Origin of the sequence: Cerasibacillus quisquiliarum (genome assembly GCF_014202495.1) — a bacterium.
GTDB classification, from domain to species: Bacteria; Bacillota; Bacilli; order Bacillales; family Amphibacillaceae; genus Cerasibacillus; species Cerasibacillus quisquiliarum.
In genome coordinates this window covers 75817-89801 of the sequence record NZ_JACHHA010000009.1, presented here as the reverse complement: position 1 = coordinate 89801, position 13985 = coordinate 75817, and the positions used below count along the sequence as shown (strand labels likewise).

Sequence of the window (13985 nt, the reverse complement as noted above, 5' to 3'; positions counted from 1 at the left end):
AAAAGTTCAAACGATAGCGAATAATTCCCGACAATAGTATAAACAAATCCCAGCTCGCTCTATCAATCATTCACGTACTGTCATGATCATTAGGAAAAGGAAAAAGTGAACAAAAATAGTTTTTTCATCTTTCAGTGGTTTTGTCACAGCCTCGTTTTTTTATCTTTCACCTAAGCTACTTACTAAATGGCGTTAAGTTTATTAACGAAAACCTATTTTGAAATATTTTAATATTTAATTATCATATGTTAGAATATATTGAATACAAAGTGCAGGAGGTGCGATGATGGATATATTGATTCCGTTATTATTAGGTGTTGGAATCAATCTAATCATTTATACCATTGGGATCTTTTTAATTAAAGACAGAAAATCATGTCTCATATCACTCTATCTAACAACGATTTCTTCCGTATTTATTTCATTATTAATCGGTGGGTTTACAGGTATTGGAATCTTAGTTATTTCTCTCGGTATGTTTATAGTTGCTATCACATTGTCACTCATAACCTTATTTACAAAAAGAGCGATCAAAAGCTGACAACATGATGATTGACTTCACCATATTTTTAACTTGCTTTACTAGAAGTATTCATTTTCAATCTAAATCGTATGTTAAACATCTAATAACGATTTAAAAATAGGACTTTCTTCACTTGAGTTATTTAAAATTTTAATATATTATACAATTATCGTTCTACTTTCATAATTTTGTCATAAATATAGTAGAGCGTAATAAAGAAGGAGGTCATCATAATGATTATTTGTTCTAATTGTAATCACCAACAACAGTCTGGATCGACCTGTGAGAATTGTGGTCAGTTGATTCAGGAAATAAATCACAGTGAAGAACAACATGCACAAACCCCGAATGAGAATACCCACACCGACAAATCTAACGAAGTTGCAGCAACAGTTACTAGTCAACAAGCAGAATCAACTTCTAATGAAACATTAGATAATATTAAGAAAGGCCTAGGATCCTATTGGAAGTTCTTTGTAGAACTACTAAAAAATCCAACGAAATCCCTTCAACTACATGATAAACATCTCGTATTTAGTATTGTAAGTGTCTCCCTTTTTGTTCTAACGCTTTCATTAGGATATTACTTTACATTGAATACGGCTATGGGAGGAATTTTTGGAGAATTAGAAGACATGCTCGGTAGCTTTGGAGGCTATGATTATGGCTATTCTGGAGCTGGGGAGTTTTTTAATATTGTCCTTAAAATGATTCTCGTCGGTGCTATCGCATTTGGTATCTCTTACGGAAGTTTACTCATCATATTTAAGACTGCTAAATTAGAGTTAAATCCTAAACAATTGTTTATCCAGTTTAGTAGTTTATCGATACCGTTTCTCGTGCTAAATATCGTTGTGATTCTTCTAGGTGCTTTATCAGTAGGTATGCTTGCCAATTCATTATTAGGCGGAACTGTACAATTATATTTATCATTAGTACCAGCTTTATTAGTTTATGACAAACTAACGAGTCACCCACAACGAATTTATTATGGTGTTGGGACAGCGTTTTTAATTGGTGCCATTAATATTCTTATCAATAGTTTATTACTTAAACATATCGGATTATCGACAAATCTTTTATAAAAATATTACCAAAACCACCATCTGTTAGTAAAAATGGTGGTTTTCTTCTTAAACAGATATCATATTAAACTCTAAACATCGATTTCTTTCTTTTTAAAAACAACAATGGTGATGAGTGAGGTAAGAAGAAACCAAATGATCATGATACCTAGATGCGGCCATACATCTGCTAAACCAGACCCCGCTTGTACTTTTGAAGCTAAGTCAATGATTTGTAAGTTCGGTAGGTATTCCGCTACGCGTAAAAATGGATATTTATCTATAAACGATTCGATTAAAGAGCCAAATCCAAGCAAGAACACGACAGGCATAATAATAACCGATGCTTCTACAACGGTCCTTGCTAATAAACCAAACAATGTCCCTAATGCGAGATAAAACAAAGTAGAAACAATCATTCCAACAGCAACTAAGACAATATTTTCCGGATTGTACTCCATAAATAAGCAGGATACAATAATCGTCAATGCAGTTAATGAGAAAGCAACTAAACTTTTACCAATAAAAACTTCCACAACTGTAGCAGGTGATAACATCAATCCACGTAATGTGTTCTTCTCTTTCTCCTCAGCAATGATGGCACATTGAATAAATGTAGCTGTCATTGTAAAAGCAAGATTAATAACTAGATAATAGGTGTCTATGGAAAGTTCATCAGCCATTCTTCCATATATCGCTGCCAACACTAACGGTATTAGAATCGATGTGGAAACATACATATTCCTCGATAAATCTTTCAAATCCTTATTAAATATAGCCGCCACACGTTTCATTGAAAAAGTCATACAAGTTCCCTCCCTGTCATTTCAACAAAAATATCTCCTAATGTTGGTTCATTCGTATGAATAGACACAACTTGATCCGCCTGCATATAATCATATAATGCCTGTGCTCCTTCAGGCCCTCCTGGTATTGATAGCTCACGTCCATCCTTTAATAAGACTTGTAAGGAAGCATCTGAAAATTGACGGCGAAGCTTTTTTGGTTCATCGAGTAGCTGGATTTTCCCTTTATGAAGAAATGCAACGCGATCACATAATATCTCTGCTTCATGCATATCATGCGTTGTTAAAAAGATGGTTGTACCTTTCTTCGTCAACTCACGAAGGCCATCATGAATATGCTTAGAATTTGCTGGGTCTAATGCAGATGTCGGTTCATCTAAAAACAGTAGCTCTGGTTCATGTAAGAATGCTCTTGCTAATTGTACCCTTTGTTTCATCCCTTTAGACAGTTTTGAAACAATTTTTTTCTGCTCATTCCCTAAGTTCACCATTTCTAACACGTCATTGATTCGTTTTGCAGGCACATCATAAAGGTCACAAAAAAGTTTTAAATTATCATAAATCGATAAACGATCATAAAGGTCACTATTATCTGTTACAACACCAAATTTTTTCCGATATTGTGGTTTATTTAATAAAGCAGCAGGCTGATCAAACACATATGCTTCTCCTGAAGTAGCTTTTAATTGGCCAGTTAAAATCTTAATCGTTGTCGTTTTTCCAGAACCACTTGGTCCTAAAAATCCAAATGTTTCCCCTTTGTTTACTTCAAAATGAACATCTTCTAATGCGGGTTGATTGCCAAAAATTTTTGCTAATGACTTCACTTTAATCATTTGTTCCACCATTTTTCCTCCTCGTGATTTCCATTTGCTTGTAAATCTAGAATAGAGGAAAAACGTTGATTTGGCAGCATATTTTCCATGAATGGAGCATTTTTCAGGGTGATTGGAGCTTATTTTAGGCCCAACATTTCTTTTAATTGAGCCATTTTTGCCTTTGATAACGGTATAGAAGATTTCGCTTGATCATCTAAAATTAAATTAAAACTATTTCTCGTCCACATGATCACTTCACGAACTTTTTGTAAATTAACAATATATGAACGATGACATCTAAAAAAACCAAAATGTTTTAATCGCTCCTCTAATTCATTTAATGTAAAAGACGTTGGAAAAGCCTCTCCTTTAATAAATAAATATGCCTGGCCATTTTTGCTCTCTATGTAATCAATTTCAGGCGGATCAAATAAAACAATTTTTTCATTCACTTTAGTCGGTATTTTATTAAATTGAAATGCTTGTTCACCACTTTCATCTAGTTCAGTTACTTCTTTGTCTGTTTCTTCAGTCTCATCCTCATCTATTTCTATTTGATGGAGACCATTCTCATCTAAACGATACACATTATCTGCCAACGTGATGGCATTTTCCATATTCCCCGTCAAAATTAAAATCGCTTTTTGATCTTGTTTTAATGTATCGATGATGGTAGAAAAAACACGCTTTGTTTCTAAATCAACATTCAAATCGGCTTCTTCAAATATATAAAGTGCAACATTTTGAAGCAACATCCGCGCAAATTGAATCCGTCTTCGTTCAGAAAAAGTTAATTTACTAATCTTGTGATACTTTTTCTCTTCTAACTGGGTCAATTGTAAAATATAATCAAACGTTTGTTTAGATTGATAAAGGTCTCGATAAAATTTCATACAATCGATCACTGTCAACCGTTCATACATCCCTTCATCAAAAAAACAAACAGCGATTTGTGATAAATAATGACGTTTATTTGCCACTATACTTTCATGATTGACAAAAATCTTCCCAGGTGCAACTGTGGTTTTACCAATGAACATATTTAACAACGCTTGACGGACATTTAAACTTGAATAAATGGCGATGCTATGTTGCTTATATTTTTTAAATCAAACGAAGGAAACAATGTTGTATCTTTTTCATGTTTCGCTACATTTTCAATCGATAATACTTCCATAAAATCACCTTTCTAATGGAGCTATTCTCTTATTTCATATTAACAGAACATACATCATATTGCGTTCAATTTAGTTTTTTATAACGTCTATCACTCACTGTTTCATATCTATACATATACGAAATGAAGAGAATGACAAAAGCGCTTTCTTATGGTACGCTAACAGTAATTGAATAGAAATATGACATGCTACTAGGGGTGCCCTAATGAGGGCTGAGAGGAAAACCGTTGTTTTCTAACTCTTATGGACCTGATCTGGTTAATACCAGCGTAGGGAAGTAGTCGGAGAGCTCATGCTTACCTATTTCAATATGTATATGACATCAGCCAGGTTCATAACAATGAATCTGGCTTTTTTGTTATTCACAATGAAAGGAGTGATGGCATGCATCAGCGTACAAGACTGATGACAATGATGGCGATATTAATAGCTATCGGCGTTCTAGGTTCGCAATTTCTTTGGTTTCCAGCAGGTATTGCTAAAGCATATCCTGTTCAACATGCCGTAAACGTAATAGCAGTAGTTATGTTAGGTCCTATAAGAGCCACAATAATTGCCTTTATGATCGGTCTTATCCGAAATGTATTTGGTCTTGGTACATTACTTGCCTTTCCAGGCGGCATGATCGGAGCACTTCTAGCAGGATATTTCTATCAAAAAACAAACAAATTGACCTGGGCGGCTGTCGGTGAAGCATTCGGTACAGGGATCATTGCTTCACTGTTTGCTGTTCCGTTTGCCAAATTATTTATGGGAACGACTTTGGGAGCACTCTTCTTTTTCCCATCATTCTTAACGAGTAGTATATCAGGAGCGTTGATTGGTTTATTTATTATTTTACGTATGAAATCTACTCAGCAATTGAAGTCATTTCATTTGAAATAACAACATTCTAGGAGGTATTAATCCATGAAACAAGTTAAATGTGCATTGACGATTGCTGGAACAGATCCAAGTGGGGGAGCAGGCATTCACGCCGATTTAAAAACATTCCAAGAACTTAAAACATACGGGATGTCAGTGATCACATCTGTCGTGGCACAAAATACAACCGGAGTTCAAGCCGTTCATCACATACCAATAGATATGATTGAAAAACAACTCGATTCAGTTATTAATGATATGCCAATCCACGCCTTCAAAACCGGCATGATTACTCATATTGATATGATGCAAGTCATTAAAAAAAAGATAGAGTCGCTAAATGTACCATATGTCATGGACCCTGTCATGGTTGCAGCTAGTGGTGACCCATTAATTGCTAAAGAATCACAACAATATTTACGAGATGAATTATTACCTTTAACGTATGTTGTTACACCTAATATACCTGAAGCAGAAGTGATAACAGGAATATCCATTCAAACTGAAGATGATATGAAGCAAGCAGCTAAGTTGATTGTAAACATTTATGGTGCACATGCAGCTCTCGTTAAGGGGGGACATTATTCTGGTGATGCTACAGATTTCTTATATGATGGTGAACAAATCCATCGATTGACAACGAAGCGGATCGATACGAAAAATTCCCACGGCACAGGCTGTACGTTATCTGCCGCCATTACTGTTTATTTAGCACAAGGAGAAAGTCTCATCAATGCAGTTATTAAAGCGAAGGATTATATTACACAAGCGATTCGATATTCCTTTGATTTAGGAAGTGGAAGTGGTCCGACGAATCACTGGGCACCGAGAATGAATGAGGTGACACAAATTGAATCCAAAAATGATTGACAAAGTGCGTGACAAAAATCCATTAGTTCACCATCTCATTAATTATGTCGTCATGAATTTTGTGGCTAACGGCGTTATATCATTTGGCGGGAGTCCTGTTATGGCCATGGAAGAAAAAGAAGCTCAAGATATAGCTAAATCAGCCGATGCTGTCCTTCTTAATGTTGGTACACTATCCCATGAAAACATCTCTAGTATGATAATTGCCGGTCAAACAGCAAATAAACTCGATAATCCAGTAGTGCTCGATCCTGTTGGTGTAGCTGCTACATCTTACCGGAGTCAAGTGATTAAACATATGTTAAAAAAAATCAGACCAACAGTCATTAAAGGAAATGCTGGCGAAATCGCGCACCTTGTTGATATCCCTTGGAAAGTCAAAGGGGTCGATTCCGTTGGTGAAGGAAATATAGAAGAAGTGGCTGTAAAAGCAGCCCAAAAATACAATACAAATATCGTCATAACCGGTGAAACAGATATTATTTGTACCGGAAAAAAAATCATTCAAAATACAACAGGACATCCCTATTTAGCAAAAATCACTGGAGGTGGCTGTCTATTAGGTTCGATTATCGCATGTTGTTTAACAACAGATGATCATATTGAGGATCAGTTAATAAGTGCTGTAACCTTTTACGGATTAGCGGCGGAATATGCTGCATCTCAAAACGCTGTGACTGGTCCCGGAACATTTAAAGCGCACTTTATTGACGCTCTTTCATTTCCAATACAGAAATTGAAAGGATGATCATTGATGACATTAAAAAAACGTCTACGAAAATATTTCATCATGGGAAGTCAAGATTGTGGCAAACGAAAACCTGAAGATATTTTAAGGGAAGCCATTAGAAGCGGAATCACGATTTTTCAATATCGTGAAAAAGGAGAAGGGAGCTTGTCAGAAAAAGACCAGTTGGAATTAGGCCAGCGATTACGCAATATTTGCTCAGAGCATCATATTCCTTTTATCGTTAATGATAACTTAACACTAGTCAAACAGCTTGACGCAGATGGCGTTCATGTTGGTCAAAACGATACACCTGTCAGCATCGTCCGTGACATGTTTCCAGATAAAATAATCGGTCTTTCCATCTCAAACAAAGTTGAACTTGAACAGAGCTCATTAGAACATGTTAATTATGTTGGTGCTGGGCCTGTTTTTCAAACAATGACAAAGCCTGATAAAAAACCTGTCGGATTAGAGTGGATTAAGACACTACGAGACCTGCATCCTAAATTACCTATTGTTGGAATTGGAGGCATTACGTCGCATAATGCAGGACAAGTGTTAGAAGCAGGTGCCGATGGTGTAGCTGTTATATCGGCCATTGCTCAAGCGCGTGACATTCATTCTATCGTTAATAAATTGTGAGATGACATCACACCATTTGCTTGAAAAGACTTATAATCAAACTAAAAACGCCCATTTCTGTTTAGACAAGTCCCTTTCTAGACGTATTACCCATATATTAAAGCGAGAGACCCAATCATGAGGAGGGCGTAAATATGAATCATTATTATAACCAACCACCATATGAGACAGAAGACATATACAGAGACAACGAAAGAATCTTTCCAGGCTTTAATCCACTAGGAAGACCACCTTTCTTTCCCGGTGGTGGAACACCATTCTCTGGGCCTGGTGGACCGCCACAAATTGGAGGAACGCCATTTTTCAGTCCAGGAGGAGCACCACAAACTGGCGGGCCACCAAATACACCGCCACCAGCATTTCAGCCTGAACAACCACAGGTTCAGCTGTTCGCCATTGATCCTGGAGCCATTCAACGGTGCTTGTTTCGCTTTACCTATATTTGGCTAGACAATGGACGCTCATTTTGGTATTTCCCTACCTTTGTAGGACGCCGTTCAGTCGCGGGATTTCGTTGGTCGGGCTTTAGGTGGATTTATTTTGGTATTGACTTAGATCGTATCCGCTCATTTCAATGCTACTAAAATTAAAATGAGCTCGGCATCATGACATGCCGAGCTCTTCATTGAAATTTAATCTTCTCTATTACATTCATCCATCGTGATAGTGAACATTTATTCATTGATGATTTTCTCTACAGTTGCCTCTACCTCTTGACGTGTCATCTTGTCATGACCACTCTTTAACACTTTGAGTGTTTTTTTCGCTAAGGCGAGTGGAATTTTACAAAAGAGAAGAATGTTTTTCGTTTGAATATCTTTCATATACAAATCGGCTTGCTTCAGATTTTCCTCAGCATATTGAAACATGTCTTCCTTTGTCCAATTATTAGGGAAAAATTGAACACCACGCTCAGCATCTTCATCAATATTACGTAAAACGTTCACAGCTTGTAGTCCTCTTCCATATCCAATCGCTAAATCACGATTCGTTTGTGTACCATCATAACGCTTCCAGATGTCAGATAACATGACCCCAACTAAACCTGCAACATAATACGTGTATTCATCTAAGTCCTCTACTGTTTGTACATGCCAATCTCTTTTCACCCATTTTGCCATGCCGATTGCCATTTCACTCGTGTATGCTTTAACAAGGTCTACCATATCTTCTGGACAAAATTCTAGCCAATCACCCAGTCTTATCGTGACTTCTGGTAACATATCAATATGTGGATCTATTAAAGATTTATATGCTTCTTTATTAAAGGTTGTTTCACTTAATAACTGACTTATTTCGCGCAATAATGTCTGTTTTACCATTGCATCCAGTTCTACGTGGTCCTCAATTTCATCTATGGCACGCATGCATAAATAAGCAGATCCAACAGTCTTTCTTAATTTCGTTCTCAATAATTTAATCGGAATATAAAACGTTCGGCTAGTCTCCTTTAATACACGCATTGCATCATGATTTAATTGCTTTGTATCCATTACCAATGAGGTTCCTCCTTTGATATATAACGAGGTATATCAAGTATAACAGAAGTAGCAAGGATTTTCTCATACTAGCCACTATACTCAAGTTTGGGGATAAATTTATTGTATTAGACTATAGAAACACATTATGATAATGTAACATAACGAACGTTTTAATCCATCGGTCTGTAGATGGGCATTCAAACAACGAAAGGCCTTTTCTTTATGCTTTAAAATGATTTGTCTCATCTCAACACAACGTAGCGTTCGATCATTTTGAAATAGGAATTAGAAAGGAATGAGACAATGGATAAACGTGTATATTTTTTAATGATTGTATCATTTATTATAGGTATGGTTGAATTAATTATCGGTGGTATCTTAGATTTAATTGCGACAGATTTACAAGTAAGTTTAGGTAAAGCAGGGTTTTTAATTACCATATTCTCTTTAATTTTTGCGATTGCAGGTCCGATATTACTTATCGTGACAGCAAATGTTGAAAGAAAGCGACTAACACTCATTTCTTTATATGTTTTTTTAATTGGTAATATCATTACGGTCATTAGTTCAACCTACTTCATTGTTTTTATAGGAAGAGTTGTTACCGCTACAAGTGGTGCTTTACTCATTATATTATGTTTAGTTATGGCCCCGCGATTAGTTGAAGAAAAGTATCGTGGACGTGCTATTGGCCTCGTATCAATGGGGGTAAGTGCTTCTCTCGTATTAGGTGTACCACTTGGAATGACACTTGGACATTCTCTCGGTTGGCGTGCTCCTTTTATTTTAGTATGTTTTCTTACTGTTTTTTCCATTTTAGGCGTACATGTCTTTATGGATCGCGTACGTCCGAAGCCATCCATCCCATTAAATAAACAACTCGCTACTTTAAAAAGCAAAAAAATATTATTCGCTCATTTAACAACTTTTTTATTTTTAGCAGGACACACAACGATTTATGCTTATTTAAATCCGTTTCTCCAAGAAACAATGGGACTAACAGGGAATTGGATTAGTATCATTTACTTTATTTTTGGTATAGCTGCGGTAAGTGGTGGTGGTTTAGGTGGAACGTTAGCCGACATTCTCGGAGCAAAAAAGACGATTTTATCCGTCACGATTATTTTTGCAACAGCGATCTTTCTAATCCCTATTACGACATCATGGATGCCTATTTTTCTAGTCATCTTAATCATTTGGGGAATTATGAGTTGGGCCATTTCCCCTGCTATGCAAAGCTATTTAATTGAAACATCACCTGAAACATCAGATATACAACAAAGTCTCAACAATTCATCACTTCATTTTGGAATTGCATTCGGTTCTTTTGTAGGGAGTATCGTTATAGAAAATATTTCGGTTGTTCATAATGCCACTGTCGGTGGAGTCTTAGTAGTCGGTTCATTATTAACTGCTATTATATCGATGATTAGTCAAACTTCTACGACTAAATAATAATCAGAAGCAAAAACATTAAACCACTGCTTCCATTCATAGTATATTTCTTTTATAATTATGAAATATACTATGAACTTGGAGGGATGTTGATGAAATATTCTAGTCGCTTTATGAAGTTTATTGGTGGTCGTGATTTAGTATTTGGACTCATTATTTTAATCCTGATTGGTATTACAATTTTCATATATCATAAAGTTTCTTTTATTTTTAATCCGATAGTAACTATTTTCTCAACGTTATTACCACCGATTATATTAGCATTTATTGCGTACTACTTATTAAATCCTGTCGTTAATCTGTTAGAGCGATTACGGATTAAAAGAATTTGGGGCATTATTATTTTAATTCTTGGAATAAGTGGTATCTTAACAGGAATCATCTTAATTACAGCGCCGATTATTGAAACACAAATAAAAGATTTAATTAAATTCTTTCCCGCTTATTTAAAACAACTGGGTGAAAGCATTCAAACATGGCTACAATCATCCATGTTCGGAGTTTATTATGATGAAGGATATAAATGGGTCGTCGACAACTTAAGTGATTTACCAAGCCAGATCGGAGCCTATATAGGTGGAGCTTATGAAGGTGTACGCACCTTTGCAACGACTATAACTAATGTCGTTGTCGCTTTAATCACCTTTCCTATTATTTTATTCTTTTTATTAAAAGATGGCACAAGATTTAAAAATTATTGTTTACAATTATTACCTCCTAAATTTAGAAAAGATGCCAATTACATATTGAAAAATATGGACGAACAAGTTGGCTCTTACATTCAAGGGCAAATTATCGTGGCGACTTGTATCGGTATTTTACTTTATATTGGTTATTTAATTATTGGATTAGATTATGCAATTATCCTAGCACTGATTGCCGCTGTAACAAGTGTTGTTCCTTATTTAGGTCCAACAATCGCCATTTCACCAGCTATCATTATCGCAATTGTTCATTCGCCGTTTATGTTATTAAAGCTAGCTATCGTTTGGGTTTCTGTACAGTTTTTAGAAGGGAATTTTATTTCACCAAATGTCATGGGTAAAACGATGAAAATTCACCCACTTACAATTATTATTGTTCTATTAGTTGCAGGAAATCTATTCGGATTAGTTGGAGTCATATTAGGGATTCCAGGCTATGCCATCTTAAAAGTCATCGTACAATACTTATATGAAAAATTTAAGCGCCGCTATAACCGCTTTTATGGTGAAGAATACGGCGCCTATGACCTGGGACAACAAAATAACAAACCTTAAAACATAAATTGAAAAATAATTAAGCTTAAATAGACGATCGTTTTCGCTCAATCATAAGCCACTCTTTTTTAAAGGGTGGATTTCTTATTATATATGTGATTGTTTCACTTCAAAACATAGACTTAAACAATTGTCCCAATGTGAAATGGTTCGGACTAAATGCGACGGATTACTTATCATTAAACACTGCAACATGAACCATCACTAACTTACGTGTACGAGCGCCATAATCCGATTTTTTATAAAAAACCCACGATAAAAGGACATCTATTCAACACATTGAACCACCCGCTTTTAAGGTTTATTCACGACTTTCTCAATCACTGTCATGAGATGATCGGGCTTATGAAACTCAATAGGTGAAAAGCTCTTATCAAATTGAATGTTTTCTGCCTCAATAATTAAAACATAACGCCCGTTTACTTTTGCCAAATGAATCGTTTCCCCAAAATCAGCTAATAAAGCCTTTAAAGATACATGATCTAATTTCATTTTCAGTTCCACTTCGGGAGCATGTTCAGTTATTTGTGATGTCGCTTCAACAATCTGCTCTGTTGAAAGACGTTCATGAAGTTCACGTTTTGGTGTAATTGCCCACTGTTCTAACTCTTCTTCCAGCGCTACTTTTTCATCACTTGTTTCTGGATAACTTTCTTTAATATGCTCTTGCACGATGTCAAAGACTTGTTTTTTCACAATTTCGGGGAGTGATTTCTCATATGCAACATATGGTAAAAAGTCTTCAAAATATCGTGCATGTGAAGCTTGGTGAACCTTTACTTCTGCTTCATCTATCATGCCTTCTTCTGGCATATATGGGTATTGTATCGACTTCATGTTTTTAGTCGTAATAGCCATTTCCACTTGATGGATTAAAGTGGCGGTATCCGTGATTTTTGCAACTTTCGGTTCAAAGTCACATTTTATAATAAACAAGAACGGTTCATCGAAATACTTTGCTAATTTAGCGGAAGCTATTATGAACACCCCGCCTCGTACAGCACTCGTTTCAGCATACATGTCAGCAACTTGATGTGAATATTTTTGGAAAGTCTCTTTATTCTCTGCGTATCGTAAGTGATAAAATAAATTATAGTTTGGGTTGGATGTTAGATCATGCCCTTCTTCGACAATAAATCGCCCTATCTTTGTCGGACTGTTTTCCGATTTTGCATGACGTTGTACTTTCCGTTTCGTAATTTTAGTAAATTCACCGTCAAGAAAATGTTGTAACGAGCTTCCGTCATAATCTGCTTGATTCAATGTTTGATAATGTGATACGTGTTTCGTTTCCTCTTCTACTTCTACCACATAAAACGATAGATATTGTATGATAAATTCCATTTCATTCACCTTCTATTCTTTTAAAGTATAGAAAAAAGAAATCGATAAAGTCAATCGTATGAAATCGCTAGGAAGATTCTGAGTTTTAGACTCTTTTATCTTTTTCATGTATAATAATAGTATCATTCTATTTTGACTTAATGCGTTTCATCATCTCTCAAGCGATTCACTCTCAATAAAACAAGTTTGTTTGCATTGAAGGAGTGTGACGTATTTGTCAAAACCAAAGCTCTGGACGAGAGAATTTCTTGGAATCTCGTTATCAAGCTTTTTTTTATTTTTGCCTTTTTATATTTTAATGATTACATTACCCATCTATACGTTAAATGATTTAGAAGGTAACAAAACACAAGTCGGGTTAATTGTTACCTTATTTTTAATTGCTGCTGTCATTATACGCCCTTTTACTGGAAAATTATTGGATATTTTTGGAAAACGGGAAATGCTTTATTTTTCTCTAAGCCTTTATCTCATCGCTACTTTAGGTTATTTAATCATTAACCATTTTACAACCTTATTAATTCTGCCTATGCTATCTTACTTATCTTATCGCGCCCTTTTACAGGAAGATGGTTTGATCAATATGGAGAAAATGTGATTCTTTATCCTGCTATTTTTATTTACGGACTAGATATGCTCTTACTAAGCCAGACAACCCATTCTTTCACCTTTTTATTAGCAGGTGGCTTAATCGGTCTCGGTTATGGGACAATCGTTCCATCTATTCAAACGATGGCCATTAACCATGTCGAACCACATCGTCGAGGCGTGGCAACAGGAACTTTCTTTACCTTTCTTGATACAGGTATTGGTGCAGGATCATTCATATTAGGGATCGTCGCTCAGCTATCTGGATTACGTCAGCTTTATTTCTATTCCAGCATCATGATCTTTTTATGTATCGGTGTTTACTATATGATACATGGTAGGAAACAAAAGTAGATTAAACAT

General features: G+C 35.7%; 14 protein-coding genes, 1 pseudogene and 1 riboswitch. Of the genes and pseudogenes, 10 read left to right on the top strand and 5 right to left on the bottom strand.

Features of this window, described 5'->3' with window-relative positions; all coding sequences use genetic code 11:
* Positions 1-286: 286 nt before the first annotated feature.
* Both HNQ35_RS10370 and HNQ35_RS10365 read left to right on the top strand, forming a co-directional pair.
* Positions 287-541, top strand: a complete 255-nt coding sequence (locus HNQ35_RS10370) for a hypothetical protein (protein WP_146937966.1) — start codon at positions 287-289, stop codon at positions 539-541.
* A gap of 215 nt (positions 542-756) precedes the next feature.
* Positions 757-1608 carry a hypothetical protein gene (locus HNQ35_RS10365; protein ID WP_146937968.1) on the top strand — a complete coding sequence of 284 codons (852 nt, stop codon included), beginning with the start codon at positions 757-759 and terminating at the stop codon, positions 1606-1608.
* Between the two features lie 71 nt (positions 1609-1679).
* On the opposite strand, the gene HNQ35_RS10360 is transcribed toward HNQ35_RS10365, so the two are convergent.
* The 3 genes from HNQ35_RS10360 to HNQ35_RS10350 all read right to left on the bottom strand — a co-directional run bounded on the left by HNQ35_RS10360 (position 1680) and on the right by HNQ35_RS10350 (position 4251).
* Entirely contained in the window at positions 1680-2393 is a 714-nt protein-coding gene (locus HNQ35_RS10360; RefSeq protein WP_146937970.1) for an ABC transporter permease, read from the bottom strand.
* Complete coding sequence (locus HNQ35_RS10355) at positions 2390-3238, bottom strand: ABC transporter ATP-binding protein (protein ID WP_146937971.1); 849 nt, start codon at positions 3236-3238, stop codon at positions 2390-2392. Before HNQ35_RS10355 ends, HNQ35_RS10360 begins: the two co-directional genes overlap by 4 nt.
* 110 nt (positions 3239-3348) lie before the next feature.
* Positions 3349-4251: a LytTR family transcriptional regulator DNA-binding domain-containing protein gene (locus HNQ35_RS10350; RefSeq protein WP_246118082.1), complete on the bottom strand. Its 903-nt coding sequence runs from the start codon at positions 4249-4251 to the stop codon at positions 3349-3351.
* A gap of 321 nt (positions 4252-4572) precedes the next feature.
* Positions 4573-4682: riboswitch (TPP riboswitch) on the top strand.
* Positions 4683-4773: 91 nt separating this feature from the next.
* On the opposite strand from HNQ35_RS10350, the gene thiW reads away from it, so the two are divergent.
* The 5 genes from thiW (at position 4774) to HNQ35_RS10325 (ending at position 8079) form a co-directional block, all read left to right on the top strand.
* Positions 4774-5274, top strand: coding sequence for an energy coupling factor transporter S component ThiW (gene thiW, locus HNQ35_RS10345; protein ID WP_146937973.1), 501 nt, complete (start codon positions 4774-4776; stop codon positions 5272-5274).
* Between the two features lie 24 nt (positions 5275-5298).
* Positions 5299-6123, top strand: a complete 825-nt coding sequence (gene thiD, locus HNQ35_RS10340; RefSeq protein WP_146937975.1) for a bifunctional hydroxymethylpyrimidine kinase/phosphomethylpyrimidine kinase — start codon at positions 5299-5301, stop codon at positions 6121-6123.
* Positions 6104-6871 (top strand): hydroxyethylthiazole kinase, encoded by a 768-nt coding sequence (gene thiM / locus HNQ35_RS10335; protein WP_146937977.1) that lies wholly within the window; start codon positions 6104-6106, stop codon positions 6869-6871. The genes thiD and thiM overlap by 20 nt, the downstream gene beginning before the upstream one ends.
* A gap of 6 nt (positions 6872-6877) precedes the next feature.
* Complete coding sequence (thiE, locus tag HNQ35_RS10330) at positions 6878-7495, top strand: thiamine phosphate synthase (protein ID WP_146937980.1); 618 nt, start codon at positions 6878-6880, stop codon at positions 7493-7495.
* A gap of 134 nt (positions 7496-7629) precedes the next feature.
* Positions 7630-8079, top strand: coding sequence for a transporter (locus HNQ35_RS10325; protein ID WP_146937982.1), 450 nt, complete (start codon positions 7630-7632; stop codon positions 8077-8079).
* A gap of 90 nt (positions 8080-8169) precedes the next feature.
* On the opposite strand, the gene HNQ35_RS10320 is transcribed toward HNQ35_RS10325, so the two are convergent.
* Positions 8170-8988 carry a squalene/phytoene synthase family protein gene (locus HNQ35_RS10320; RefSeq protein WP_146938073.1) on the bottom strand — a complete coding sequence of 273 codons (819 nt, stop codon included), beginning with the start codon at positions 8986-8988 and terminating at the stop codon, positions 8170-8172.
* Between the two features lie 291 nt (positions 8989-9279).
* Here HNQ35_RS10320 and HNQ35_RS10315 point away from each other — a divergent pair, with 291 nt between their 5' ends.
* The gene (locus tag HNQ35_RS10315; protein WP_146937984.1) at positions 9280-10431 is read left to right on the top strand and encodes an MFS transporter; all 1152 of its coding nucleotides are present in this window, start codon (positions 9280-9282) and stop codon (positions 10429-10431) included.
* Positions 10432-10523: 92 nt separating this feature from the next.
* Positions 10524-11690 (top strand): AI-2E family transporter, encoded by a 1167-nt coding sequence (locus tag HNQ35_RS10310; protein WP_146937986.1) that lies wholly within the window; start codon positions 10524-10526, stop codon positions 11688-11690.
* 294 nt (positions 11691-11984) lie between these two features.
* Here HNQ35_RS10310 and HNQ35_RS10305 read toward each other — a convergent pair whose 3' ends face one another.
* Positions 11985-13034 (bottom strand): DUF3900 domain-containing protein, encoded by a 1050-nt coding sequence (locus HNQ35_RS10305; protein WP_146937988.1) that lies wholly within the window; start codon positions 13032-13034, stop codon positions 11985-11987.
* 214 nt (positions 13035-13248) lie between these two features.
* Between HNQ35_RS10305 and HNQ35_RS10300 the strand changes: the two are divergent.
* Positions 13249-13976: pseudogene (locus tag HNQ35_RS10300) on the top strand (MFS transporter).
* Positions 13977-13985: the final 9 nt, after the last annotated feature.

What these genes read in the sequence shown, in the direction of transcription:
- HNQ35_RS10370 (WP_146937966.1), top strand. Translation starts at nt 287, where the DNA reads ATGGATATATTGATTCCGTTATTATTAGGTGTTGGAATCAATCTAATC.
- HNQ35_RS10365 (WP_146937968.1), top strand. Translation starts at nt 757, where the DNA reads ATGATTATTTGTTCTAATTGTAATCACCAACAACAGTCTGGATCGACC.
- HNQ35_RS10360 (WP_146937970.1), bottom strand. Translation starts at nt 2,393, where the DNA reads ATGACTTTTTCAATGAAACGTGTGGCGGCTATATTTAATAAGGATTTG.
- HNQ35_RS10350 (WP_246118082.1), bottom strand. Translation starts at nt 4,251, where the DNA reads ATGTTCATTGGTAAAACCACAGTTGCACCTGGGAAGATTTTTGTCAAT.
- thiW (WP_146937973.1), top strand. Translation starts at nt 4,774, where the DNA reads ATGCATCAGCGTACAAGACTGATGACAATGATGGCGATATTAATAGCT.
- thiD (WP_146937975.1), top strand. Translation starts at nt 5,299, where the DNA reads ATGAAACAAGTTAAATGTGCATTGACGATTGCTGGAACAGATCCAAGT.
- thiE (WP_146937980.1), top strand. Translation starts at nt 6,878, where the DNA reads ATGACATTAAAAAAACGTCTACGAAAATATTTCATCATGGGAAGTCAA.
- HNQ35_RS10325 (WP_146937982.1), top strand. Translation starts at nt 7,630, where the DNA reads ATGAATCATTATTATAACCAACCACCATATGAGACAGAAGACATATAC.
- HNQ35_RS10320 (WP_146938073.1), bottom strand. Translation starts at nt 8,988, where the DNA reads ATGGATACAAAGCAATTAAATCATGATGCAATGCGTGTATTAAAGGAG.
- HNQ35_RS10315 (WP_146937984.1), top strand. Translation starts at nt 9,280, where the DNA reads ATGGATAAACGTGTATATTTTTTAATGATTGTATCATTTATTATAGGT.
- HNQ35_RS10310 (WP_146937986.1), top strand. Translation starts at nt 10,524, where the DNA reads ATGAAATATTCTAGTCGCTTTATGAAGTTTATTGGTGGTCGTGATTTA.
- HNQ35_RS10305 (WP_146937988.1), bottom strand. Translation starts at nt 13,034, where the DNA reads ATGGAATTTATCATACAATATCTATCGTTTTATGTGGTAGAAGTAGAA.